Consider the following 25,807-nt stretch of genomic DNA (forward strand, 5'->3'; position numbering starts at 1 on the left):
TTACGCAGTTTTTATTTTTTTATTTTTTCTTTTTAATCTTAGACTCTTTATCTTCACATAAGCCAAATATCCCAAACAACCGGCTAAAGTTGTACCGCTAATAAGTAAGCCGAAATAAAACCATTGTTTGGGCTGGAATTCAATCATTAGTTCAAAATTATAGGTGTTGTCAGCATTCTTGACGCATTGATTTGGTTTTTGGCAGATTTTTTCAATCTCTAGCCACCAAGAATTAGCGTAGCCGTTGGCTAGAAAATGGTCTTTTTCGGCTAAGATATTGTTCTCAAACCATTCTTTAAGTTTATTTGCTTGCATCCCGCGAGGCGATGCTTTCCAGCCAGGATTGAATTTTTCAGAAAACACAAGCAGAAAATCATCAGCAGCGCCCGATATCTTCACTTGATATTTGGTGCCGGAAATTCTCTCGAAATTATATTGCGGTAAATGTTTGATTTTGTTAGATGAGGCGATTTCATAGGTGTTTAAAAATAATTTATCGTCCAGATTGTTTTTGACAACTACTGTTCCCTTGGAACCGGCTGGAATTAAAAAACCATTGTTAACTTCTTTGGATGAATAAACATTGTTATCGCAACTGGCAAAAATTATGGGCTGATCATCCCGTTTTTCGCTAAGCAAATTCTTTAAATTTATAACCTCGCTGCTTTTATTATTAATCTCCAGATATGTGTAGCTTGCATTTTCAAGATTGCATTGCCCAAGTTTATGCGGCAGTAAAGTTTCTTGATCGTCAAGATAATTATAGGCGAAAATTTCCTGGCTATTGTTTTGAGCGCTGAATTTATTGCTTTGGCAAATAAAGTTGTCAGTAACAATATTGACCAGGGGTTCCAGATCTTTAGCGTCAGTTAAATAGGCAATTAATTTTTCATCAGCCGGAATGGTTATGGGGTAAGATATTTCTTTATCAAGCCCAAGATAGCCGTCAGGTAGAAAGCTGCCAAAAACAGCAACCGGCTTAACTTCCTGGCCATTGCTTGTGAAGCCTTTTATAATTGTTTCCTTAGAGCCGTTTTGCAAATAAACCAAAAGACCGTTAAAGACATTGAATTGCGTGCTGGAATATTTTTTCAGTAATTTTTCATACGGGCATGACGCGTCTTTTTTCCCAAGCCGCAAAAATTCATCCCCCTGCTGGCAATTAATCACATAAGCCCATTGGTTTATATTGTTTTTTATTAAAAAGGTATCGGGCTTTAAATCCTGCCAAGACAGATTAGTATCATAGCTTAGTTCTATTTGCGCATTGCTATCGATCAGACTATCTATTTGAAAAATAACTTTTTGTTGCGCGGGTATTTTGATAATTTGCGGCATTGGTTTTGTTTCCATGCCGTACCAGCCCGTGTCCCAAAATACGTGTACCGGCCTGATTAGTTTCCTTTCCTGGCTATTACTGAGGATAAAGCCGTTTATGGCCAGCTCAGTATTGCCTGTTTTCAGATAGATTAAGCTGGAATCTTTGGCGTTCCACGCCTCTCGGCTGAAAGAGGGAAAAGTATAGGGCGCTGATTGCGGATTGTTAAATGAGAGAATAGAATCTTTGTTTTGGCCATCTAGACGAATGATATTTTTCCATCCCGGATAGCTTTTAGCAATATATTTCCGTGAATTTAGGCTTTGCCACTTAAACTCTTTTTGGCTAAAAACTTGCTTATAGATTTCAATTTGCTTAGACAGAGTTTCATTGGGGCTAATGGTTTTAATTTCAATTTCCCGACTGTTTATTATTGTATTTTGTTCTAACTTGGCAGAGGCGGAGTTTTTAGGATTTTCATCCATAAAGATAACGGCGCTTTGATTATCGAAATTTTTGTTACTTAAGATAAATGGTAGGTTTTGGTAGTCGCCATCAGCCAGAAATATTTTTTCCGGCACATAAAAGCGCGGCAAATACTGTTCTCTTTGGAAAACTTGGAAAATATTATCCTCGTAAATCTTTTTGTTCTCAGGGAAAGAAACAAGTGATTCGTCAAAGCTATAGAATTTACCATTATTGTCATAATCACTGCGAAAAATTACCTGTCCGATATTAAGCAGATCGAGCATTTTAGTCAGGGTGGTCTTATCGATTTTGGCAAAAAGATAAATAAGGGGAACCAATCTTTGATCCGAGATGCTGATTATTTCATCCGCTGCGATCTCTTTTATATAATCAGATCCGGCGTAACCCGATTTCCAATTATTATAATAATTATAGAAACTGGCAGTGGGGAAAACTAAGCTGCGGCCAATTAGGTCTTGCTGATGTAAAAAATTTCTAAGCATTTTATATTCAGCAGGGACTTGGGCATAGTATTCTTGCAAATATTTCCCACCTTTGTAAATGACATCGCCGGTTATAAAAGGGTAGCTGACTATAAAGATTGGAATTAAAAATAGCAGGATGAAACTCTTAATTTTTCGCCGTAAAAACTGCAAACCAAATGCCAATAGTACGGCGAAGGCTAGGGTGTAAATAAACCCATATTTCGTACCGCCGGCACGAAAGGCTCTTTCCAGAAACGGAAATTTATCATAAATGAAGAATAGAGCATCTTTTAGCGGCGAGGAGCTGAAGACATTGAGGGTGAAAAAAATCAGGAAGGTGATGAGCCAGAACGTCTTGTCCTTAAAATTATTTTTTTCTTTATAAAATAATGAGAAAAGCAGGGCGATCGCAGTAATAAAAGAAAGAAGAATAAAACCGGTTTTTCGATAATTTTCATGCCAGGGATAATAATAATCTTTATTTGTTTCCGCGTGAAAGCTCCATAGACCGAAATTACGCCAATTTTCAAGATTGGAAAAACTATTTAGCGCAATATTTTCTTTATCATCAATGGTATTTAGGCCAGACACATTATCGGCGCTAACATATTGGTTGTTCAAATCAAGAACAAATGGCAGCAGCCAAAAGCTGTTAAGCAGCAGGAAAAAAATAAAAAACCAAACTGTTTTTTTGAAAATATTCAATAAACCCTGGCGATTTACGATTAAGTTAGTAAGCACGTAGATAAAAGCAAGGGCAGCGATTAACAATAAAAATGCCGGGTTGCCGAAAGTTGTCGCGAGTGGCGTGATAAATATTAAGATTAAGGTTATGGCTAGGTTTCTTTTGCCCTCCACATAGTCAAGGAAAAGGAGCGTAAAAAGAGGGAGAAAGGCATAGAAGGGGAAGTAAAACCCTATTGACAGATACCAGACGGTTATGAGGGCGAAGGGGGAAAACATGTAGAAAATTGCGGCAACAAAGCAGACCAGATTATCTAATTTATAGCGCCTAAGTAGCAGATAGGCGGACAGGCCGGAAAAAACAAAGCAAATATAAAAGAAAAATATTTCATAAATCAGGGAGCTGTTAAAAATTGCAAAAAAAGGAATCCCTGCGATAACAAAGGGGAAAAGATAGGCGTATTGCCGCAGATTGTGGCTGCCGAACAACTCGGCTGTCCGCCAGCCGGCGATCGTGTCTTTGAAATAATCCAAAAAATTTAGCGGCCAATAGAAGCTGCCTCCGGAGATAAAACTCTCATTTTTGAACCAATGAAAAACCAATAATCCCAGAATAAAAAAGAGGCCGATAAAAATTTTGTTTTGTTCCTTAATGACAAACTCCCAAATTTTTTTCATAAATTTTTTTTATAGATACATTCGTAATTCAGGGTCATTGTTTTATTCCTATCCAAAAAATCCAGCAGATAGCAAGCGGAATTAAAAACCAAGATAAACGGAGTAAAGAGCGCGATATATATATGATATGGCAGGCCCTTTTTAAAAAATAGTTTTATGCCCAGAGTATCAAAGATTAAGGCAATCACCTGAAATATCCCGCCGTGCGGCGCGAGATGTTCCAGGGTAAATCCGCTTGATTCTCCCAAAAATTTTAGGCCGTATTTGGTAAAGCGAAAATAATCATAAGGAATCATGTGTTCTTCAAAACAGAGATGCGTTGTTAAAAAAAGTTTACCTCCGGGCTTTAATATTCTATAAAATTCAGAGAATGCTACGTGCGGTTTTTTGATATGTTCTAATACTTGTGTGCACAAAATGTAGTCAAAGGAGCCAGTGGCAATCATTTTTAATCCGTCGTTAATATCCCCGACATAATCAATGCTTCCCTCAGTGTTTTGCGTAATATCCTGCGCAAAATACTGCAAATTTTTAAAATACGGCTTATAGGGTGTTTCCTCCGCGCCGATGTCTAGCAACTTTTTGCCTGCGACATCGCATTCAGCAACAACTTTTTTTACAAATTTTAAAATGCGATAGCGATGGTATCGGATTATTTTCATGGGGAAAATAAAGAAATATATTTTATATAATCGTTCAAGACGCATGATATTTATTTAAAAAATAATTAAAATTAAAAATACGCAAAAGCAGGAACTGATTATCCCGCTGTCCGCTCAAATGTTCGCGAAATATTTTTTCGACATACGCTCGGTTGAAAAAAGGAGAAGGCTTTAAAAGATACTCTTTGAAAAGAGGCTCTAATTCTGTTTTGATCCATTTGTCGAGAGGGACGCCAAAGCCGCCTTTGGGCCGATAAATTATTTGCGGATCAATATATTGAGCCGCGATTTTTTTTAAAACATATTTTGTTACGCCATTTCGCACCTTCCATCTGCCGCTTAAGCTGAACAGGAATTCTGCCAGATCTTTGTCCAGAAATGGGTTTCTCATCTCGAGCGAATTACACATTGTGGCACGGTCGCCTTTGACCAAATACCAGTCAGGCAGCAGAATTTTGCAATCCAGGTAAAGACTTTTGTTAATGGTATCGTTTTGCTTAAATTCTTGGGAGAGATTAATTGCTTCTGAAAAAATTTGGTTTAAATCTAAAGATTTTAAAATTAGCAAGTTTTTTATTTCATTCGGTAAAAAGCCTCCGCTGCCCCAAATGAATTGCCTGATGGGAAAATCCAGGCCGAAAACCTTTAAGAATCTTGAATAATTATTACCCTGAGGAATAATTGCTCCAAGCAGGCCGGCGAGAAATCCAAAATATTTGTAATCTTCTGCAAATTTCTGCGCTTTGTATTTTTCATACCCTCCAAAAACTTCATCGCCGCCATCGCCGCTTAAAGCTACTGAAATATTTTTTTTAGCGAATTTGGCAATGAAGTGCAGCGGAATAATTGCCGCGTCAGCCATGGGTTCGTCAAGGTAATCAATAATTTCAAGAAAATTCGACTCAACAAGGCTGTCTTCAAATTGGCAAAGATGATAATTAATGCCCAGTGATTTTGCCGCCTTTTCAGCATAAAAAGATTCATCCGCGAATGGAGAGTCTTTGTAGCAAACCGTGAATGAATTTACATTTGAAGAGTTTTGAGACAAGTAATAAGATATAATACTGCTATCAACCCCGCCGCTTAAGAAAACTCCGAGAGGAACATCGGACATGAGCCGTTTGCTGACAGCATCTTTAAGCAACTTTTCCGTTTTTTCTAAAATTTCTTTTTCACTAATATTATTATTTAGCTTGATATCTTCAAGGCGCCAGAATCGATATCTCTTAATAATTTCCCACTTTTTGACATCAAACTGAAAAGTCGAGGACGGCTCCAGTTTTTTTATCTGTTCAAAAATTGTGTTAGGGGAAGGGATGTAGCCATAAAATAAATATTTAATTAAAGAAGCTTGATCGATTAACAGCCTCTTTTTGATTTCAGGATTCATAATCAGCGCTTTTAGCTCAGAAGCAAAGCAAAAAGTATCTTGATCGTGATAATAATAGAGCGGTTTTTTGCCAAAGTGATCGCGAGCCAATGTCAGAATTTCTTTTTCTTTATCATAAATACCAAATGCAAACATGCCTTCTATTTTTTCAACAATTTTTTGTCCAAACTCTTCATAGCCATGAATTAAGACTTCCGTGTCTGTGCGGCTTTGCCATAAATGCTTTTGTTTTAAGTTGCGCTTTAAGTCCTGATAGTTGTAGATTTCGCCATTAAAGACAATGGCAATTTTTTTGTCTTCATTAAACATGGGTTGCCGGCCAGCTTCAGATAAATCTATTATTGACAGTCTTTTGTGGCCTAAAATTATCTTTTCATCCGTATATATGCCTTCTTGATCGGGTCCTCTTTTTTTAAGCATATTCAACATGCCCTGAAAAATTTCAAGATCTCCGCTATTAATTCCATTTTTTTTAAGCAGACCCAAAATACCACACATATATTTATTTTAGATAAGAAAATCTTAATTTTTTAGTAAATAGATAAATAATTCCGTCAATAAATCCCACCCAATACGAACGCATTAAATCAAACCTCCTGTATTTTAAAATTAATAAAGTATACAGCAAGGGCCATAACCATGAAAAAAATAAAAAATATATTATTTTGTGATAAAATCGTCCATAACGTGAAACAATTACTGTTCTGTTGCGTATTAAGCAGTAGGATTTTTGACTAAATGTGCCACCCAGCATTCTGGGCGTGAATTGTCCATTGGGCAATACATCGTGATAGGTTAGCGCTTTCGTAACAATGCCGCATTTGAACCCGGATTTTTTGGCATTAAAAGCAAAATCCGGCTCGGTGTAGGTTTGAATCAATCTTTCATCAAAATAACCGCACTTGTCAAAAATTGCTTTTTTGATTAAAAACACATTGGGGACGCCATCGCTGTCACAGATTTCTCTTTTTTTGGCATCAATCTTTCCCGCAGTTTTTCCGGTAAAAAAACTTATTTTTTGAAAATCGAGATACTTTTTGCAATTCTCGAGAAAATACATGGACGGTCCCAAGATTCCGTACTCAGTATGCTTGTCAGCCGCGTAAACCAGGCGCGCAATCATTTCCGGGTCGATAATATTGTCATCATCGATAAATAGGACATATTTACCTGTCGCAAGCCTGGCGCCAATGTTTCTGGACGAAATCATCATTCGCTGCTTTGAATTGTGGACAAACTTGCAATTTTTGATGTTCATATCGGTCGAGCAAAGAGTTTGAGTGCCGTCAGAAGAGTTGTCGTCAACGATAATTATCTCCCACTCAAAATTCAGATCCTTTGATTTTTGGATTGACTTAGCGCACTTCAGTAAATTGTCCTCTCTGTTCCTGGTTGTAATAACTATTGAAAGTTTCATGGTAGATTATTTTTTGCCTATAACTTTAACCATCGGCCAGAATAATTTTGAATTACTTGCCAGCCGAATGCACGTGCGCCTTAAACATTTAGGAATAAAATCAAACACTAGATTAACTTGGAATTTTTCAACCACTACTTTTTTAAACCCCGCGTCTCTATGGATGTTTTTTAGGGTTGAACCCAGAAACGACATTTCATAGCCAAAAACCATGTGTCTTCCCTTTAGTAGCTTTATATGAATAAATTCTGCTATCTGCTTTAGGACAGGAAGGTTGGGGATATTACCCCAAATTTGCCTATAAGTTAAAGATCCCAGATTTAAATAAGGGACTGTATTAAAACTTATTCCATTTTTTTTTAACACTCTATGCAATTCATTAATACATATCTGGGTATTTTTAAAATGCTCAATTACCCCTGCTCCATAGATTAGGTCAATTACATCTTCTTTAATTGGCAGATTTAAAATATTGCCTTGTATTAATAAATAATTCTTACAACCTTTATCATCCAGCATTTTTTTGGCAATTTTTAGCGCGGACGGGCAAAAATCAATGCCGATTATCAGCCTGCATTTATTCGCAATTTCTTGGCCAAAAAACATAGGGCCGCATCCAATTTCTAAATAGACTAAATCACTATCTATTTTTTTGTATTCATCTAGCTGTTGATACACGTCTGTGTTATATCTTTCTTTATAATCTTCTTCGGCCTTTATATATATTTTCCCCGTTAACTGCCTGCTATAAGATTCATCCCATTTTTTTATTGATAATTCTAAGTCCGCGGCTGGATCAAGCGCAATTTTTATAATATTGCCTTCAATTATTTCGTATTGCTTGTCACATTTTCTGCAAATTAAAAAATTATTTTGATTCAATAAATCTGATTTGCATTTCGGGCAGCAAATATATTCCATTATTTCTTTTTCATTTTTCATTTTTTGTGCAGATTATAATATTAAAAGCATTAAAAGTATTTAATAAGGGAATTTGATTTAATAATCTATTTAATTTTTCGAAAAACATTGAATAATTATATAAAGACGTCGGCAAGAAAGCATATTTTTCTGCCTCGTCAATTTTGAAGCCATTATTTAATATAATTTTATTTAAATTAAATATATTGCTGCGCCAATACTCAAAATTTAAATGGCTTCTAGTTTGCCCCAGGCGTATTAAAAATGGTATAAACATTAAATTAAGGGGGTTAAATTCAAAAATAATTAATTTTCCATCATGTTTTAAGGCTTTTTTTATATTTTGCAATATCAAATTTTTATCTTTTGTATGATGGAGCATGTTAACAACTAAAACATAGTCAAAGTAATTAGAATATAGAAAATTCGTAAAATCACCGACAATTCCCACGAAATTATTTATACCCTCGCGTTTGGAAATATGATTGGCTGTTTCTATAGATTTTTCTGATATATCATAACCAACGACTTCTTTCGCCTTTTTTGCTAATTCCATTGAATATCTGCCAGTGCCGCAACCAAGATCTAAAACTGATTTATCGTCTAATTTATCGCCCATTTTACCCAAAATTTTCGCATACTCAAATTCCGAGGATTTGTTTTTTTTAGCAACAACGTTTTTTCTTAAATTGGAAAATTTATCAAATTCTTTGCTTTGGAATTTTGAAAACTTATCATACTTAATTTCATTTAAAACAAATAATGAGTTCAGTTTGTTATCATATATCTTTTTATAACCAAGCTCAATTAGAAATTTTTCATGATTATCTTCCTTTTTGTTATCAGAATTATTAATGTCGTGCGAGACCGATTCGATGCAAATAACTTTGGGTTTAAATTTTAACCAATCATTGCTTTGCAAAACCTGCATATCAAATCCTTCGGTATCAATACTAAAAAAATCAATATCTTGATTATTGCAATATTTTGCTAAAATATCACGCAATTTTATCGTTTCAATTTCCATTTTATCAACTAATTTATAGCCCTGGGAAATATATCTATCGGCTTCTTTCATGGAAAAAGTAGATAATGTATCCGGCATAAACTTATAAAAAGTTGCTTTGTGATTTTCTACTCCTATGCCTATGTTTAAATTTATATCACGAGCTCTTTCACACTTGAATTTATTATAATTATTAAAATCCGGTTCGATATTTATACCATGCCAGCCTTTTTTATAGAATCTCTTTGTATTGCTAAATCTGTTGGGATCGTTCGCCCCAATATCAACATAAAAACCGCTTCTCTTATTGCCAAGAAAACGATCAATTGCCAAATCTTCTCCTTTTTGGCTGTATGAGTTTCTTATTATTCGCATAAAAATTTTATTTTTTACTTCATAAAGGCAATAAATAAAAAACTTTTTTACGCCATACATTTTAAATTTGTCCTTCAAATGCTTCATAATATCTTGCTCAGGTTTTTATAAAAAATTAAATTCCAATCAAACTGTTTGGCATAATTTAAGGCGTTTTTGCGAAATTGTTTAAGTAATTCTTCATTTTTCATTAGGTTAATAACAGCTCGAGTAATATTTTCCTTATCATCATCTATAATTAAACCGCATTTTTTATTTAAAATTTCTTTTGAATTATGGGGCACATCAGTAAGCAAAATCGGTACGCCACAACCCAAATAAACTTTAATTTTGCTCGGATCGGCGAAATAGGTGAAAGTTAAATTGTTATTTTGATCGTATTTTTCGTATAAAGCAACCGCTAAAGCAGATTTGGCAAGCTTATTTTCTATATTCGCATGATCTTTTAAGTAGCCGGTAAATTCCAGACATTCATTTATTTTAAAATCCTGAGCCATCTTTTTTAAATATTCCGCATAATTACCATCGCCTATGATTAAAAATTTAAAATCAGGTATTTCTTTTAAGATGCCGGGGATTGCCCTTAAGACATATTGGATGCCTTGTTTTTTAATCAGATGCCCCATGAAGACAAGGGTATGTTTATTGATCTCATTAAAATTATATTTTTTTATTCTTTTAAACCAAATGCCGATAGGCACGATTTTTTGTTTTTTATCGGCAAAACCAAAATATTCCAGGCGAGCTTGCTCCATCCGCGGAGATAAATTCCAGGTTTCATCGCAATGCCTGACGCAAAATTGATCTACCCAATGATAAATTTTATTTAAAATTTTGCTTTTAAATCTTTTCGGATTATAATCAATAACATAATAAATTACCTTATTCGTTCTTTTTACATATTTTAATAAAAGGCCGCTGAAAGCGTTTAGATTATTACTGCCGATATAAATATCCCACTTTGTTTTTTGCTTGAAAGACCAGTAAAAATTTAAAATTATGCTTTTAAGATAACTCCACGGTTCCCAAAGTTTTTTGATTTTCTTATATGTCTCTGTAATTTTTTTGCCCTGTTTATATATTTCGTAACCAGAGCCGTTAAGTTTAATGTCATAAAATAACGGATGGCCGACAAATAATAATTTATTGATTTTATTTAACAATAAAAATTCTTTCAGGTCCTGGGCAGGGCCGGTCGCAAAGACATGGGTTGCGATGATAATGTTTTTATTTTCTAATTTGTTCATAATTTTTTATAAACCATTGATAGGTCTTTTTAAGGCCTTCGTCTAAAGGAGTTGGGGCTTGCCAACCCAAAGCACTTAATTTGCCGACATCAAGCAGCTTTCTCGGGGTGCCATCCGGCTTGTTTGTATCCCATAAAATTTTCCCCTTGTAATCAACGATGTCCTTTATTTTGTAAGCAAGCTCTTTTATTTTCAGATCAATCCCTGTGCCAATATTGATTATTTCTGAATCGTTATAATTATTCATTAAATAGAGGCAGGCATCGGCGAGGTCGTCAACATATAAAAATTCTCGATAAACTTCGCCAGAACCCCATAAGATTATTTCTTCTTTTTTTTCTATTTTAGCTTCATGAAATTTTCTGATTAAAGCGGGTAAGACATGAGAGTTTTCTAAATCAAAATTATCATTTGGCCCATAGAGATTAGTAGGCATAATTGAAATAAAATTAGTATTATATTGTTCATTAAAACTTTGACACATTTTAATGCCGGCAATTTTGGCAATAGCGTAAGCATCATTTGTGTCTTCAAGTTTGTCTGAAAGTAGATATTCTTCTTTGATAGGTTGAGGACAATTTCTGGGATAGATGCACGAGCTGCCTAGAAATAAAAGTTTATTAGTCCCAAATTTCCAGGCGTAATAAATTACATTGTTTTGGATTTGCAAATTTTCTAAGATAAAATCAGCCTTGTTGAGTTTATTGCTCATGATGCCGCCAACTTTAGCTGCGGCTAAAAAAACAAATTCGGGTTTTTCTGACCGGAAAAAGTCTGAGACAGAATTTTGATTTAGCAAATCCAATTCTTGTCTGGTTTTTAAAATTAAATTATTATAGCCATCAGCTTGGAGCCTTCTTAAAATAGCAGAGCCAACCAAGCCGCGATGGCCAGCGATTAAAATCTTTGAATCACTATTCATATTATTTATTTTTTTGGTGGGTTTTAAAATCTGCTTCTACCATTATTTTGATTAATTCATGAAATTTGGTTTTTGGCTCCCAGCTTAAAATTCTTTTTGCTTTGCTAGCGTCGCCGATTAAAAAATCAACCTCTGCTGGTCTAAAATATTTTGGATCAATTTCAACGATCACTTGTCCGCTTTTTTTATCAATCCCTTTTTCATTTAAGCCTTCCCCCTCCCAGGCGAGATTAAAATCCAAGAGTTGAGCGGTTAATTCAACAAATTCCCTGACCGAATGAGTTTCACCTGTAGCTAAGATATAATCATCGGGGTTTTCCTGTTGCAGCATTAAATACATTCCCTCAACGAAATCTTTGGCATAGCCCCAGTCGCGCTTGGCTTCTAAATTGCCCAGATAAATTTTTTCCTCCAGACCCAATTTAATGCGGGTCAAGCCCCTGGTTATTTTACGGGTGACAAAAGTTTCACCGCGGCGCGGCGATTCATGATTAAAGAGGATGCCATTGCAGGCAAAAAGGTTATAACTTTCCCGGTAATTTTTAGTGATCCAATAAGCAAAAATTTTAGCGCAGCCGTAAGGACTTCGGGGATAAAACGGCGTCGTTTCCTTTTGCGGAATTTCCAAGACCTTGCCAAACATTTCAGAAGACGAAGCCTGATAAAATTTTGTTTTAAAGCCAGTTTCTTTGATAGCATCTAAAATTCTTAAAGTGCCTAGCCCAGTCACATCCGCTGTATATTCGGGGATATCAAAACTGATCCTGACATGACTTTGCGCACCCAGATGGTAAATTTCATCTGGCTTTATTTTTTCTATTAAGCGGGAGATATTGCTGCTGTCAGTTAAATCTCCGTAATGCAGAGTAAGCCGCACGTTGTCTAAATGGGGGTCTTGGTATAAATGCTCTATCCGATTGGTATTAAAATTGCTGGAACGCCTGATGATTCCATGCACCTCATAACCTTTTTCTAAAAGCAATTCAGCCAGATAACTGCCATCTTGGCCGGTAATCCCGGTAATTAAAGCTTTTTTCATAATTCCTAAAAATAATTTATATTTATTGTTTCCAATTATTACGATTAAATTCACCCTGATTAAATATCCCGACAAATTTTCCCCAGCTATAGATAATTAGAGTTGCCCAACAGGCAGGGATATGGAAAAACCAGGCCCAATCCCTTTTTTTATAAAAACCTTTAAGCGCCTGAAATAAAAGCGGGAAAGTTAATATGGTATAAATAATAAATTTATATAAACCTAAGGAAGAACGGCCGCTGATTTCAAATTGATCCCAATCAAAAGTTCTGGATTTATTTTTTTTATGATAAATATAATCTTTAATCCGCCTTTTTTGCTTTCTAATGAATTTTTTGAAATCATTTTCGCAAAAAGTATGAATAATGCCCGTTTTAACCTTGGCGATAAAAATGTGTCCATTAATTTTAAATTCATTGGCGATTACATCAATGTCAAATAAATAGTTGGAGTTATTAAAATTTTGTAAAAATTCCCGGCGAAAAATCGTGCCATTAGCACCGACCGTGGGTAAGCCATTAGCTGTCAATTTTATTTTTAAATAATTACCAATATCAGCTTCTTTATGCTTAACTTCTGTCCATTTTTGCGTTAAGAAATTCCAGCGGTCATAATTACCCAAAAATAAACAAAGAGGATCATTCATGCCGATTAGCGCGCAATAACGTTCAATACACCCGCCTTCTTTTCGCCAAGTATATAAAATCGGCTCAGCCAGTTTTATCTGCGCATCTTCAAATGGTTCCACCATTTTACTTAACCAATTTCTATCAGGCAAATAATTATCGGAATCAAGAATTAAAATTAAATCATGCTTGGCAAATTTAATTGCCACGGCCTTGCCAGACTCGCCAGTCTTTAAAGGGTTATCATATATTTGACCATCATAATTTTTTATTATTTCCCTGGTTTTGTCAGCAGAATTGCCATCGCCGACTATTAATTCAATCTTTTCCATTGGATAATTCTGCTTAAATAATCTTTCTAAGCATTCCTGCAAAGGTATTTCAGCATTTAAAGTTGCCATGCAAACGCTAATTGTCGGTAAATAATTTTCCATGTTATATTATTTAAAATCGTTTAAGTGCGCTAAAACTTTAATCCCCGCGTTATAAAGAAATTTTAATTGAGCCAGAGAACGGATACTTGCAATTTTTTTAATTATAAATATTGGCGATAAAAATGATTTATACAAATCCTGAGTCATTTTTTTAACTTCTTCAGAAGTTAAACCTGACTTCATTACCTGCTCCCTTTGATCAAAGCGTTCATAATCAGTAAAATTCAAGAGATTGTTTTTTAAACAATAATCATAAAGGGGCGTGCCGGGATAGGGGATGACAATTGTTGCCTGCAAAGTATCAACATAGCTCTTTTTAAATAAATTTTTCGCTAATTCAATGGTTTTTTGCGCGTCTGCTTTGCTTTCCCATGGATAGCCGACCATAGCCGTAATATGCGGTTCCAAGCCGGCTTGCTTGCATAATTTTAGATTTGTTTCAATTTCATCAACTCTTAAATTTTTATTAATTCTTTTCAGGGTTTTTTGGTTAGCTGATTCCAAGCCGAAAAGTACCAGGCGAAAACCGGCTTTTTTCATTAATTGCCAGGTTTTTAAATCAGAGATGGCATTTATTCGCATATTACAATCAATTTTCACTTTTTTATGATAGCCGCGCTCAATCATGCCCTGGCAAAATTCTTCCAGCCAAGATCCGATCGGCAAAGTGCCGGAATCTTCCATAATTTCTTTGACGCCTAAATCAATTAATAAGCCGACTTCGTCCAAGGCCTTGGCAGCCAAACGGGAGCGGCAGCTATTTCCGGGAAACATGGTTGTCCAGGAACAAAAAGTACAGCGTCCCCACCAGCAGTCGCGGGCGCTCATCATATAGGAGCCGGGGGTATATTTATAATTGCCATTTTTATAAGCATAAAGCTTCCACTTTGTTAAATGGCGATCAATCATTGGCAAGTCGTCCAAAGAATTGTCCCGCAAACTATATAAGCCGCTGTTTTTTATTTCATTGTTTTGGCGAGACCAAAGGCCACCTTTTAATTTTTCCCTGCCTTCAAGATAATTCACTAAATTTAACAGAATAAAATCATAATCTCCGCCCTGAATAACAAAATTAACTTGAGAATTCAACAGGGATTCTTTAGGCAAGGCTGTCACGTGATCGCCCATGAGAACAATTTTCAATTCCCAATTTTCAATTTTCAAACTTAATTCTTTAAGTTCATTAATAATCTGCCAGTGACGTTTAATCACTGGGGTTTTAGTTTCAATAGCGATAAGATCTGGCCTTTCTTCTATAATTCTTGTTTGCCATTGTTCATAAGTTAAATTTTCCGCAATCGCGTCATCCCAAAAAACCTCATAGCCATTTTGCTTTAAAAGCGTGGCCGCATAAGCAGGGACCATGGGATAAATATAAGTCGGGCTGTTAAACCATTGGAACTGGCGATTCTGGGTTAAAAGCGGAGTGCCCTTATCTGATACCAATGGTGGAAATGATATGGAGACCTTCATAAATATAGGAGATGATAAATACCAAGATTCAAAAGTCAAAAATAAATTTAAAGCTCAAAATTGAAATATCAAACTTTTATTGTTTTAAATTTTATTTTTATCGTAATTTGCTTTGTAATTCTTTAACAAAAATAAAACCCTGGATAAATTTCAAGCCATAAATTAAATGAGTAAAAAAAATATAGTACAGTGAATTTAATATAATTAAAATATTTTTTTCATGTTTATAAATTTCCCAAGCGGCAAAAATTAACGCGCTCAAATAAACCAGCCAGCCAAAAAAATAAATCTTTATGAACTGACTAAAAAGTAAACTTGCGAATATGCCTAAAGCTACATAGGCCAGAAAAAAACTGGGCAAAAAGTATTTGAGCCTAAATGATGTCCGGGGAAACTTCTTGGCAAAAAAACCGCGGTGTAAGCCATAATTGCCTATTTGCTTCAAATGCTTAAACAGGCCTTGCCTACGATGATGCCAGACAATTAATTCCGGATCATACAAAATTTTGTCTTTAAATTTCTCCACCAAATCTAGGCAAAACTTTGTGTCTTCACCCGGCCAATAAGCGCAGTCAAAGCCGCCAACTTTAATAAATGCTTCTTTTCTGACTGATAGATTAACGCTTGGCCAGTCATCAATATATCGCTTTACCCCGACAGAACGATATCTTTCCGGAAAACCACCAGCTACTTTGCTCAAAAATATTGAACCTGAAACTTTTTGCCAAAAGTTATCATCAACAGGAGTAATCGCAGGACCGCCAACAGCGACAAGACCAGTTTCCTTAAAATCAGAATCGAGCTTGGCTAAAAAATCATGATTAGGGTAGGCATCGTCATCAATAAAACATAAAATTTCACCCAAGGCATCTTTTATGGCCTGGCTTCTTTTTTGCGCAGGCCCGACATTACCGGTTTTTATCTGCCTGGTCTTGGGCCAAAATTCTGAATTAATTTCATCTGGATAAATAATTACTTCATAATCATCTCTTTTGATCTCAAGGATTTTTGAGATTGATTCCCTGACATATCCATTTATTTCCTTAACTGGAATGATAAAACTAAATTTTATTTTTTTCGTATCCATGAAGTTACAAAATATTTAATTTTCTGCAAACCCTCAAATTATATTTTAACCAATTAGTAGATTGGCAGCAGATTAGTAGATTCGTATCCTTAAAAGTTTTCTCTTTTTCTGATGACATAAATCGGACGATTAATTACTTCGCTGTGAATATGAGCGATATATAAGGCGATTAAGCCCAGACAGCTTAAAATAATACCCACCAAAAATAAAATAATAACCGCTAAGATTGCCGAACCGGTGAAATTCATTCGCCACGGATCATTAAAAATATATTTTTCCAAAACTATAAAAAGTCCCATTATCCCAGAAACCAAAGTAATAAAGATGCCCAAATAACCTGCAATTTTCAAAGGGAACAAGCTTAAAGAAACAATGCTAGACATGGCCAGCTTTACTAGTTTTAAAGTGCCATAGCCAGGCACGCCATTTATCCGCGGTTGCGCATTAAAATAAACAAAATCTCTTTTAAACCCCAGCCAGGCTATCAGTCCTCTGGTCAGACGATTTTTTTCTGTAAAACGCCTGAATTCAGAGATTACTGCTTTGTCCAATAAGCGAAAATCAGTAGCACCCGATAAAAGCTCGGTCTCAGAAATTCTGCTCATTATTTTATAAAAAACAAGAGAGCCATATTTTTTTATAAATTTTTCACTACTATTTGATCTGACTCCCACAACTACTTCTGCGCCATTTTCCCACTTAGCAATAAATTCGGGTATTAATTCCAGCGGATGCTGAAAATCCGCATCCAACATAATGGCGCAATCGCCAAAACAATTATGCAGCCCCGCTGTCAAAGCTATTTCCTTGCCAAAATTGCGGGAAAATTCTATGACCTTCACTTTATTATCCAGAACAGAAATTTTTTTTAATTCGCTCGCGGAACAGTCATTGCTGCCGTCATTGACAAATAATATCTCATAATTAAAAGGACAGCGTCCTAAAACTTTTTTCAGCCGATCATAGAGCAAGGGAATATTCCTTTCTTCGTTATAAACCGGGACAATTAAAGAAATCGTTTTTTGCATATTTTTTGATTAAAGAGGGGGAATTTCCGCTGGCTGCAATTTTTGGCATTTTTTTACGGAAAAAGCATTATAAAGCAGGCTCAACAAATAGCCGAATATTTGGGAACAAAAAATAGAAATGGCTATGGCAAAAATTGTCTGGTGAAAACGGGATATTAAAATCATTTCCAAGATGACAACGGCTGATAAAATATAATTAATTTTGAAATCATTCCTGGAATAAGCTAAATTCGCTTCCAGGCTCAAAAGCGACAATGACAGCGAAATAAGGGCAAATACCCAGAGATTATGAGCCATTGGCAGATATTTTGCGCCATAAAGCAAGCTAACAATCAGAGTGGGGAAATAATAATAAATTGCTAAGCCGCTTAAGCATATAATAAAAATTAGGGCATTGGCATAAAATAATGTTTTGTTGTCAAGTTTTTTATTTTGGCTATTTTGCGCGCAGGCTAAGGGCAAGACAACGGCAACTACAGATGAACTGGCCCAAAAGATTATTTTCCCCAGGATATTAAACGCGCCATAAAACCCCGCCGCTTCAGGTTTTAATAAGTTTTTCACCATCAGCATATCAACAGAACTAAGCATGGAAATTAAAAATGTAAAAAATAGGATCGGCAGAATTAAGCTTTTTATTTCCTTTTTTAACGCCTGGTCTGAAAAACCGTCTGCCCTCTTGTCTGGCGGATTTCCATAATATTTTTCTTTCTTTAAAAAAATCTTTAAAAATAAAAAACTAAATATGCCGGCTGCCACAATTCCCAGCAAAGCTGAAAAAACACTGGCGACAAACTGGACTAATAAAACACCGACAAATAATTTTACAGAAGCGCTCAAGATTGAATTCAAGCTGAGATGCTTAAAATCCTGCCAGCCGTATAAAACTCCTGTTTTTATAACTATCAATAAGCTGAAAAAAACTCCCAGCCAGGTTAAAAACAAATTTGCGTAACTGCTTAAATGCAAATATCTCATTAATAACGGGGAGAACAAAAGAAAAATCGCTGTCAAAATAACGGCTATTTTATAAATCTTCAGCCTTAACCAGTTATAAAACGCATAATTGCCCGGGTAATCATTTTTGGTAAAATACTCGGCTGAGTGTTTAATTGTGAAAAAGCTAATCGCCGCGCCCGGTACGGCCAAAATACTGATCAACGAGGTTAAAGATTGCAGCTCCCCATAGCCTGTTATGGTCAATTTACGCGAGACTAAAAGCTGAAAAATATAGCCTAAAAATCCAGCGGCAATATTGCCAAAGATCAAAATAAAGCTATTTCTAATAAACTTATTATGTAATAAGCGCCCTAAAGGCATTAGTGGCTGTTAATTCGTAATAAAAATTCTAAAAAAAATTAATCCAGAGTAATGACCTTATTTTACGCCAAGAAGATTAAGACGATGTAATGTATTTATTAAAATTTTCTAAAAAAACGTAACAGACCCCTTACCTTAAAAAATAAAAAAACATTGTATTCAAACAACGTTTTAAAACCGATCTGTTGGAGCCGGCTGTTCCTTTAAGGATAATAATTAAAAATATAAAGGCAAGCTCACTTTAAAAATACTCCCTTGGCCTAATTCGCTTTTTACGTTGATCTCTCCGCCATGAGCCTGGACAATCCATTTACAGATTGCCAAGCCAAGTCCGCTGCCCTTTTCCTCATTTGAATGATCAATCCTGTAAAAACGCGAAAAAAGATTGGGTAAATCCTTTTCTGCAATGCCAATGCCCTGATCCGCGATCTGAAAATAAACTTTTTGCCCATCCTGAGAAAGGTTGATTTTAATAATTTTTCCTGCAGGCGTAAATTTTAAGGCATTGCTGACCAGATTAAATAAAAGACTTTTTATTTTCTCACGATCTGCATTGATAAAAATATTCTTTTCAATATCAGCGAGCAATTCAATGCCCTTGTCTTCAGCCAAAATTAAAGAATCATCAAACATATTTAAAGTTAGCTCGCTGAAATTTATATTATCTTTTTTTAGCTCAACTTTGCCCACATCAGCCTTTGATAAAAAAATCAAATCTTTAATCAAATTTGAAAGCCTGTCAACCGATCTGTCCATCCTGACAAATGCTTTGTCAGTTTCAAATTCATTCAGCCTTCGATTGCTCATCAAACTCAAATTACCTTTTAAAACTGCCAGCGGAGTCTGCAGCTCATGATAAATATCAGCCATAAATAAAGCTTGATTTTCATTGAGATCTTCTAATTGGCGCGTGCGCCTCATAACCTTTTCTTCCAGATTTTTTGAATATTTTTTCAGCTCGGTATAAAGAAAAATGTTTTCAAAAGTTAAGCTGAGATGGTTAATCAGACCTTCAAAAATCTGCAGATCCTGCGGATAATAAATTTCTTGCGAAAGTTTAGGGCCAAAGAAAAAAAAGGCAATCAAATTATTCTTTTTATAGACCGGCAAAATAAGAGTGACCGCGCTTTTTTTTAATAATTCATTGCGCCACTCAATTTGCTTATCATTGGCAATAAGTTTTTCCAATTCATTGGATTTATTTTGCAATGGTACAGGATATTTATACTTATTAAAATAATCAAGAATCTGTTTCGGACATTTAGTAGATTTAATAAAATAGGACATTTTCCTGTTAAAATTATGGTTTTTGATTATCATCGGCTCGCGTTTTTCATTTAAGACAACCAGCAAAATTTTATTTATCTTAACTCTGTTTTCTATAATATTAACGAAACAATCGAAAAATTCATCAAAATCAAATTTGTGATTGCAATTATCACTGATTTCTTTCAACACAACACGGGGATCATATGGATAGCGGTAAAAAAATTTATCAGTCTTTTTTTGAAAAAATAATTTAAAATTGGGGTATAATAACAGCATTAAACTTGCCGAAATAATTGAACTTAAAGCTGGTGTAATCATGAGAGCAAAAAATTGACCAAATATGTAGATCAGCGAAGTGTAAACTGCTAAAAAGAAAGAAAAAGCTATGCCGTATAAAATCGTGATTTGGATTGCTTTTCTAATATCAAATAATTGGTGCCTTAAAATTGCATACGCAGTAAAAGCGACAAAAAAAACCGTGCTGAAATTTGCCAATCGAAAATATTGGATATTTACAATTTTTTGCAAAAAAATATTGACGAACAAAGTAAGCGTCACTGAAATTAGAGCTCCCAAAAATACACACAGCAGCTGCATCTTTTTTCTTGCTTTCAACTTTTTATAATTTAATACCCATTTGATGAAGCCCATGCCAAAATAAATTAAAGTAACAATAACATCTCCGACAAATAAAGAACCATCTTCAAATAATAATCGGCCATTGGATAAATGAACATCTTTAATGATATATGGGGTAAAAAAACTTAAAAAGGCCAAGATAGCTATGGGCAAAAATAATATTTTCGTAAAATATTTATATTTTTTACTTTCAGGAAAATTTAAAGCAAAAAGCAGAAAAAAATAAGCAAGCAATGGACCAAAAGAAAAATCAAGCTTTAAAAATAAATTATTCCATCTTAGACCTAAAGGCGCATTTTCTAAATAATTAAACACTAACCATACAATTATAAAAATAACCAAAATAAAAAAAGATCTATTTATCTTTTCTTTTGGCTTATCGCGCACTACCAGAACACCCAATAACGCCAGCATGATTACTATAATTAAAAAAATTAGATTTAGCATCATATAAAAATTAACATTCTTTTATATAATTTTAACGTTATCATGCCAATAAAACAAGATCTGCATAATTTTTTGAAAAAATCTAAAAATTTTGCCAAAAAAAAGAGAGACAAAATTGTCCCCCTCAATTTTAAATTTTAATTTCACTTAACTTCATTTTGCCATGTCTGGTAGCAATCACATTCAGGAAATTGGACGGGCAAAAGATTGGTTTGGCGATATTTTTCAAGGATCAAATTGATCTCCTTATCGCACTGGCCACAATTGTGTGTAATGGCAATTGGCGGTGGATAATCGTCAAAGTGCCCAAGAGAAACAGGATATTTTTGAGATAGCCGTGACAGTATATCCAGCACGCTCCAGAGCCAGGGCGGACGATACTCGCCTTTTTTGTAGATTTTTGCCAGCTCTGTTCCCTCTTGAATAAATGCTACCTGCAACAAGGTTAATTTTGAGCCATTGTTGCTTGCCCATTCAACCGTCTTTATGGTTTCAGCAATGGCTTCTTTTTCAGATAAACCGAGCGGTTTAAGCAGAACATACGTGCAGGGTATTACTCCTTCATTTTCTAAGAGTTTAACTGCCTTCTGATAGTCCCGCAGAGAAAAACCCTTGTTGATATTCTTTTCTCTGATCTGATCGCTAACAGTTTCCAATCCAATGGCCACCTTTAGAGTTAGACCAGGCCTAGCCATTGCTTTTAGCTTCTGGACGTTTTCACCCGTGACGAATTCTGGACGAGATTCAATCATTACCTCTTTAATCTGACCAATCTGATTTAGACGTTTGAATAGCGAAGCCATGATGTGGTCGGGAATCTCCCAAAAACTGCCACCAGTGAAAAGATCAAGGCAGCTCGTATCTTTGAGGTGAAGCAAGGCCCTCTCAAAAATACTGACGAAGTCGGTTAAATTGATTCCCATCATTTTGGCTATCCCCCAAAATTGGTCTAAACCACGCTGAAAGCCGCACATAGTGCAGCCGCCTTGAGCGCTTTTTGCCCAGTAACATCCGCCAGGGAAGGCAAAAATCATATGCGTCTCATTTTTCCGGCTGAAATGGTTAAAGACTTTGGTTAGGTAGTAAGGCAGAAGAGGATTTTTCCACTTAACAATTGCCGCGCAATTGCAGCTTTCTTCGTCAGGGTAATAATTCTCCAGAACATCTACCAGCTCCAACCCCATGTTGGTATGCAATCGAATCACAGGATCTAGCGGCCTGCCTTTTTCATCTGTGGCAAAGGCATATTCTTTTGCGGTCATTTTGTTTTTAACCTTATGGTAGCCGGGCAATCGAGGCGAACTAAGGGCAAAAGACAATCCCTTTTTTATGGCCAGTGCCATATATGCCTGCATTAATGCAGTGGCGACATTGGGTGGCGCATCTGGAATTACTCCTATATTTGTGCCTGACAGCGTATCGCCCATGGGATCGTGGTTTCTAATTAGCCCATTATCAGTTCGCTCAAAATAACTTTTTGGTTGGTTTTCCCAAGAATAATCTTCCAGCAGAGCTGAAGCAATCCCTAGAACCTCGTTGCCTTTAACAGCAATTTTCACCCCTTCTGGGAAGATTTTCATCCGAGATACCAATATTTCGGTGGTCGCGCGCTGGCTTTCTTTTGGCCAGGATTTATGTTCAGCTACGATCATAGCAGGTATATCTGCAAGCGTTGCATCTCTAATCAGGATGCAATTTGCCTGCTGTAAATCCTCCTGCGTAGCCAAACGAATCATAAGCAATTCTTCTGGCTTTGCATTTTCTTTCATAACCCAGATTGACATCTGACTCTCCTTTCTTGTTTGGAAATTTAAAGAACATTCGCAAATAAAAAACTCCCCCTTTTATTAAAGGATAATGTATTTAAAATTAAAAAAACTTTAACGTGGTGTTAAAGCTTTATTAAATCCAAATTAAAAATAAATTAAAACATTATTCTTCCGAAATCTTATAGCCGCTGCCGTGAATCGTTTTAATCAATTTCTTTTTAAATCCGTCGTCTATTTTTTTTCTTAAATAACGCACATGGACATCCACTGTGTTGGTAAATGGATCTATATTCATGTCCCAAACATGCTCTAAGATCATACTGCGGGTTAAAACCACATTGGGATTTCTCATTAAATATTCTAACAGGTCAAATTCTCTATGCCTTAAATCTATTTTTTTATCATCTCTTTTAATTTCGTGCGTTTTTAAATCCATTTCCAAATCAGCGATTTTCAATTTAGTGCCAGTCTGGTAATATTTGCCCCGATTCATCAATGCCCTTATTCTGGCAATTAATTCTTCTATGGCAAAAGGCTTAGTTAAATAATCATTGGCGCCCAGGTCAAAGGCTTCAACCTTTTTTTTGATTTCATTTTCTACTGTCAAAATAATCACTGGCAGTTCAGGCTTTGTTTCCCTGATTTTCTTAAAAACCTCCAAACCATAAATATCTGGCAATCTTAAATCCAAAACTACCAAATCATAGTCATTTATTAAGGCGCAATAAATCCCGTCTTTGCCATTATTGGCGCAGTCAACTGCAAAGTGCTCTGCTTGCAAGCCCTTTTTAAGAAAACTGGCAATATCCTTTTCATCCTCTATAATTAATATCCTCATAATTTTAATATTAATGTGCTTATAGATTAGCTTTTTTTATGAAATATTACAAATCTTAATGAATTGCAAAAAAATTACGTCTAAATATTAAGAATTATTTGAGTTTATAATAACTATTAGCCGATTAAATATAGATTAAATTTTCCTTAATTAAAAATTAACAATATAAAAAGAGAGTCTAAGAAATACCCCCTTTTTCATCTAATTAAATTATTTTAATTTTAGCCATTTCATCAGTAATATCGTGCCCTTATCATTATAAGCCAAAGCTTTTACTATGCCCCAGTCTAAATTAGAAGTAGGCAACCGCTTCATATAATTTGCAAAAGCACGGATGGCAATGGCTTCTTTGGTTAAGTCTCGTTCCTCAGCTTGATTATAAGCTACCATATTAACGAACTGCCAATCAAGATCGCTTGCGGGTTTTGTTTTGAAAAACTGTATAAACAAATCAATCGCTTGCCTTTCTTTCTCAAAATCGCGCTCAAAAAGCTGGGAAGATGGCTGGCCAGCAGAATTGTCAGCTTGCAATGAAGCCTGAATATTATTTTCTTCCGTTGTAAAATATTCTACATTAACGTCAGTGACTTTGGGTTCAAAATTCGTATTGGGCCGATATAAATAAATAATATACTGTAAATACCGGCTCTGGTTTAAAAATGCTAAATCATTATTTTTTGGACTGGTAAAAAAAGCTGTCCTGTCGCCCTTGGGACCCCAAAAATCACCTTGCAACGGCAATTTATCTCCGGTCCTGACTTGAAACATAATCTCACCTGATTGATTAACTAATTTTCTAATGTCCATTAGCCCAAACGCGGCATTGGCCAAAAAAACCTCGTCCATATCGCCCTTGAAAACATTAAGCATTTTTTCTTCTTTATCCTGCCAGCGATAGCCAACACAGCCTAACCAGCTAGGAAAATTATCTAGACTGAGTTTCGGCGATAATTTTATGGCGGCGCCATCATAATTTTGTGAGATATTTGTACACTCAATTCCGTTAATATAGATTTTTATGGTTTTGGCTTTATCATCATAAACCGCAGCCACGTGATACCAAGAACCTTTCTCAAAATTAAATTTATTATTTTGGCCAATCACCCAGTGTTCTTTATTTCCATCAGGCCAATACATCAAAGATAAAGAGCCATTTTTAAAACCAAAAAAAAGATTATATTTTAATTCATAAGGCTTTTTATCAGCATAGTCTCCATAAGCTTTTGTAAAAATAGCAAAATTCTGATCTTCGCTGCCGTTGAGGGTATTGACGCTGGGCTGGATCCAGGCGCCAATCGTAAAAGAACCCGTAAAAGTAATATTCTGGGGAATCTTTACCATTGATTTATAACCATCAAATTTATAGGCATTAGAATTATAGATTCCCCTTGTTAGTCCGACTAAGTTGTTCTGACATTTATACTTAGCGTAAGCAGCTGCTGTGCAATTATCTAAAGAATCAAAATCCCAAATAGCCATAATGCCTTTGGGATAAACAGGCTTTTGATTATAATTATTATCCATTTCCCAGCTCAGACTTTTCCACTGGCTGATCGTCTTATCAGAACCTATTGGCTGTGATATATAACTGCCGGCCAGCTGGCCAGCTTGCAAAGTGATACTGTTGTCATCCCATTGCGCTAAATTAAACTTGCCTTTGGCAAAATCAGTAGCTTCTTTAGCCTGGTATAAAGCGCTATAAACTTTAGGCTGGGCATCGCCTTCTCTGGGAATATTTAAAAAAATTAAGCTCACAATGACTAATTTTATGGCTAAAAATCCAAGAGTACTGCCAATAATTTTTTTCATCAAGCCATTAACATTTTTATGCTGATGAAAGGAAGCCGCATACGTGCCCTTATTATCTTTCTGCGCCAGATCATCAAAAGAGTCTGCAGGTTTTTGCAAGAGCAACTGCGGAGCAATTTTAAGTTTTTCCTGAAAACTTAATTGTTGGCCTAATGATTTAATGGCCTGGGCAACGCTAAAAACTAAAAAAATCAGCAAAATCAGCAGGACAATGTCTAGCAAATATGAAATTGTAAATAAAAGATAAAGCATAGAATTATAATAACAAATAGCAAAATCTAAATAAAAAAAGATCGGCTTTAAACTTATTATATTATAGCAAAATTTTTCACTTTTTTACAAGCCTTTATTTAATTGACAAAATATCTGTTTTTTAATATGTTTAAGGCACATAAAAAATTGTCTGGGGGGACAATTTTTTGATTTATACTTTCTTTGAAAAAAAACTCCGCCTGG

At 35.3% G+C, this 25,807-nt stretch carries 18 protein-coding genes; all 18 read right to left on the minus strand.

What is annotated here, in order from left to right; genetic code table 11:
* The gene (locus WC460_05325; GenBank protein ID MFA5188755.1) at positions 1 to 3,633 is read right to left on the minus strand and encodes a hypothetical protein; all 3,633 of its coding nucleotides are present in this window, start codon (positions 3,631 to 3,633) and stop codon (positions 1 to 3) included.
* On the minus strand, positions 3,630 to 4,295 hold the full coding sequence (locus WC460_05330) for a methyltransferase domain-containing protein (protein MFA5188756.1): 666 nt from the start codon (positions 4,293 to 4,295) through the stop codon (positions 3,630 to 3,632). The genes WC460_05325 and WC460_05330 overlap by 4 nt, the downstream gene beginning before the upstream one ends.
* Before the next feature lie 34 nt (positions 4,296 to 4,329).
* Positions 4,330 to 6,183 carry an asparagine synthase (glutamine-hydrolyzing) gene (asnB, locus tag WC460_05335; protein ID MFA5188757.1) on the minus strand — a complete coding sequence of 618 codons (1,854 nt, stop codon included), beginning with the start codon at positions 6,181 to 6,183 and terminating at the stop codon, positions 4,330 to 4,332.
* Between the two features lie 4 nt (positions 6,184 to 6,187).
* Positions 6,188 to 7,102, minus strand: coding sequence for a glycosyltransferase family 2 protein (locus WC460_05340; protein MFA5188758.1), 915 nt, complete (start codon positions 7,100 to 7,102; stop codon positions 6,188 to 6,190).
* A 6-nt stretch (positions 7,103 to 7,108) separates the two neighbouring features.
* Positions 7,109 to 8,044, minus strand: a complete 936-nt coding sequence (locus WC460_05345) for a methyltransferase domain-containing protein (GenBank protein MFA5188759.1) — start codon at positions 8,042 to 8,044, stop codon at positions 7,109 to 7,111.
* The gene (locus WC460_05350) at positions 8,034 to 9,491 is read right to left on the minus strand and encodes an FkbM family methyltransferase (protein ID MFA5188760.1); all 1,458 of its coding nucleotides are present in this window, start codon (positions 9,489 to 9,491) and stop codon (positions 8,034 to 8,036) included. The genes WC460_05345 and WC460_05350 overlap by 11 nt, the downstream gene beginning before the upstream one ends.
* Positions 9,488 to 10,651 (minus strand): glycosyltransferase, encoded by a 1,164-nt coding sequence (locus WC460_05355; GenBank protein MFA5188761.1) that lies wholly within the window; start codon positions 10,649 to 10,651, stop codon positions 9,488 to 9,490. Before WC460_05355 ends, WC460_05350 begins: the two co-directional genes overlap by 4 nt.
* The gene (locus WC460_05360; GenBank protein ID MFA5188762.1) at positions 10,632 to 11,573 is read right to left on the minus strand and encodes a GDP-L-fucose synthase; all 942 of its coding nucleotides are present in this window, start codon (positions 11,571 to 11,573) and stop codon (positions 10,632 to 10,634) included. The genes WC460_05355 and WC460_05360 overlap by 20 nt, the downstream gene beginning before the upstream one ends.
* A 1-nt stretch (position 11,574) precedes the next feature.
* The gene (gene gmd, locus WC460_05365) at positions 11,575 to 12,612 is read right to left on the minus strand and encodes a GDP-mannose 4,6-dehydratase (GenBank protein MFA5188763.1); all 1,038 of its coding nucleotides are present in this window, start codon (positions 12,610 to 12,612) and stop codon (positions 11,575 to 11,577) included.
* 22 nt (positions 12,613 to 12,634) lie between these two features.
* Complete coding sequence (locus tag WC460_05370; protein ID MFA5188764.1) at positions 12,635 to 13,672, minus strand: glycosyltransferase family 2 protein; 1,038 nt, start codon at positions 13,670 to 13,672, stop codon at positions 12,635 to 12,637.
* A gap of 6 nt (positions 13,673 to 13,678) precedes the next feature.
* The gene (locus tag WC460_05375; protein ID MFA5188765.1) at positions 13,679 to 15,145 is read right to left on the minus strand and encodes a radical SAM protein; all 1,467 of its coding nucleotides are present in this window, start codon (positions 15,143 to 15,145) and stop codon (positions 13,679 to 13,681) included.
* Between the two features lie 97 nt (positions 15,146 to 15,242).
* A complete protein-coding gene (locus WC460_05380) occupies positions 15,243 to 16,232 on the minus strand; it encodes a glycosyltransferase (protein ID MFA5188766.1) in 990 nt (329 codons plus the stop codon).
* 89 nt (positions 16,233 to 16,321) lie between these two features.
* Positions 16,322 to 17,260 (minus strand): glycosyltransferase family 2 protein, encoded by a 939-nt coding sequence (locus WC460_05385; protein MFA5188767.1) that lies wholly within the window; start codon positions 17,258 to 17,260, stop codon positions 16,322 to 16,324.
* 9 nt (positions 17,261 to 17,269) lie between these two features.
* The gene (locus WC460_05390) at positions 17,270 to 18,580 is read right to left on the minus strand and encodes an oligosaccharide flippase family protein (GenBank protein ID MFA5188768.1); all 1,311 of its coding nucleotides are present in this window, start codon (positions 18,578 to 18,580) and stop codon (positions 17,270 to 17,272) included.
* A 216-nt stretch (positions 18,581 to 18,796) separates the two neighbouring features.
* Complete coding sequence (locus WC460_05395; protein MFA5188769.1) at positions 18,797 to 20,938, minus strand: ATP-binding protein; 2,142 nt, start codon at positions 20,936 to 20,938, stop codon at positions 18,797 to 18,799.
* Positions 20,939 to 21,078: 140 nt separating this feature from the next.
* Entirely contained in the window at positions 21,079 to 22,719 is a 1,641-nt protein-coding gene (locus tag WC460_05400; GenBank protein MFA5188770.1) for a hypothetical protein, read from the minus strand.
* 148 nt (positions 22,720 to 22,867) lie between these two features.
* Positions 22,868 to 23,542, minus strand: coding sequence for a response regulator transcription factor (locus WC460_05405; GenBank protein MFA5188771.1), 675 nt, complete (start codon positions 23,540 to 23,542; stop codon positions 22,868 to 22,870).
* A 210-nt stretch (positions 23,543 to 23,752) separates the two neighbouring features.
* Positions 23,753 to 25,603, minus strand: a complete 1,851-nt coding sequence (locus WC460_05410) for a LamG domain-containing protein (protein MFA5188772.1) — start codon at positions 25,601 to 25,603, stop codon at positions 23,753 to 23,755.
* Positions 25,604 to 25,807 lie beyond the last annotated feature (204 nt).

This window comes from Patescibacteria group bacterium (assembly GCA_041651155.1).
Taxonomy (GTDB): Bacteria; Patescibacteriota; Patescibacteriia; order CAIXNZ01; family CAIXNZ01; genus JAPLYF01.

What these genes read in the sequence shown, in the direction of transcription:
- WC460_05350 (MFA5188760.1), bottom strand. Translation starts at nt 9,491, where the DNA reads ATGAAGCATTTGAAGGACAAATTTAAAATGTATGGCGTAAAAAAGTTT.
- WC460_05375 (MFA5188765.1), bottom strand. Translation starts at nt 15,145, where the DNA reads ATGAAGGTCTCCATATCATTTCCACCATTGGTATCAGATAAGGGCACT.
- WC460_05380 (MFA5188766.1), bottom strand. Translation starts at nt 16,232, where the DNA reads ATGGATACGAAAAAAATAAAATTTAGTTTTATCATTCCAGTTAAGGAA.
- WC460_05395 (MFA5188769.1), bottom strand. Translation starts at nt 20,938, where the DNA reads ATGATGCTAAATCTAATTTTTTTAATTATAGTAATCATGCTGGCGTTA.
- WC460_05400 (MFA5188770.1), bottom strand. Translation starts at nt 22,719, where the DNA reads ATGTCAATCTGGGTTATGAAAGAAAATGCAAAGCCAGAAGAATTGCTT.
- asnB (MFA5188757.1), bottom strand. Translation starts at nt 6,183, where the DNA reads ATGTGTGGTATTTTGGGTCTGCTTAAAAAAAATGGAATTAATAGCGGA.
- WC460_05390 (MFA5188768.1), bottom strand. Translation starts at nt 18,580, where the DNA reads ATGCCTTTAGGGCGCTTATTACATAATAAGTTTATTAGAAATAGCTTT.
- WC460_05370 (MFA5188764.1), bottom strand. Translation starts at nt 13,672, where the DNA reads ATGGAAAATTATTTACCGACAATTAGCGTTTGCATGGCAACTTTAAAT.
- WC460_05330 (MFA5188756.1), bottom strand. Translation starts at nt 4,295, where the DNA reads ATGAAAATAATCCGATACCATCGCTATCGCATTTTAAAATTTGTAAAA.
- WC460_05345 (MFA5188759.1), bottom strand. Translation starts at nt 8,044, where the DNA reads ATGAAAAATGAAAAAGAAATAATGGAATATATTTGCTGCCCGAAATGC.
- WC460_05410 (MFA5188772.1), bottom strand. Translation starts at nt 25,603, where the DNA reads ATGCTTTATCTTTTATTTACAATTTCATATTTGCTAGACATTGTCCTG.
- WC460_05355 (MFA5188761.1), bottom strand. Translation starts at nt 10,651, where the DNA reads ATGAACAAATTAGAAAATAAAAACATTATCATCGCAACCCATGTCTTT.
- WC460_05360 (MFA5188762.1), bottom strand. Translation starts at nt 11,573, where the DNA reads ATGAATAGTGATTCAAAGATTTTAATCGCTGGCCATCGCGGCTTGGTT.
- WC460_05385 (MFA5188767.1), bottom strand. Translation starts at nt 17,260, where the DNA reads ATGCAAAAAACGATTTCTTTAATTGTCCCGGTTTATAACGAAGAAAGG.
- WC460_05340 (MFA5188758.1), bottom strand. Translation starts at nt 7,102, where the DNA reads ATGAAACTTTCAATAGTTATTACAACCAGGAACAGAGAGGACAATTTA.
- WC460_05405 (MFA5188771.1), bottom strand. Translation starts at nt 23,542, where the DNA reads ATGAGGATATTAATTATAGAGGATGAAAAGGATATTGCCAGTTTTCTT.
- gmd (MFA5188763.1), bottom strand. Translation starts at nt 12,612, where the DNA reads ATGAAAAAAGCTTTAATTACCGGGATTACCGGCCAAGATGGCAGTTAT.
- WC460_05325 (MFA5188755.1), bottom strand. Translation starts at nt 3,633, where the DNA reads ATGAAAAAAATTTGGGAGTTTGTCATTAAGGAACAAAACAAAATTTTT.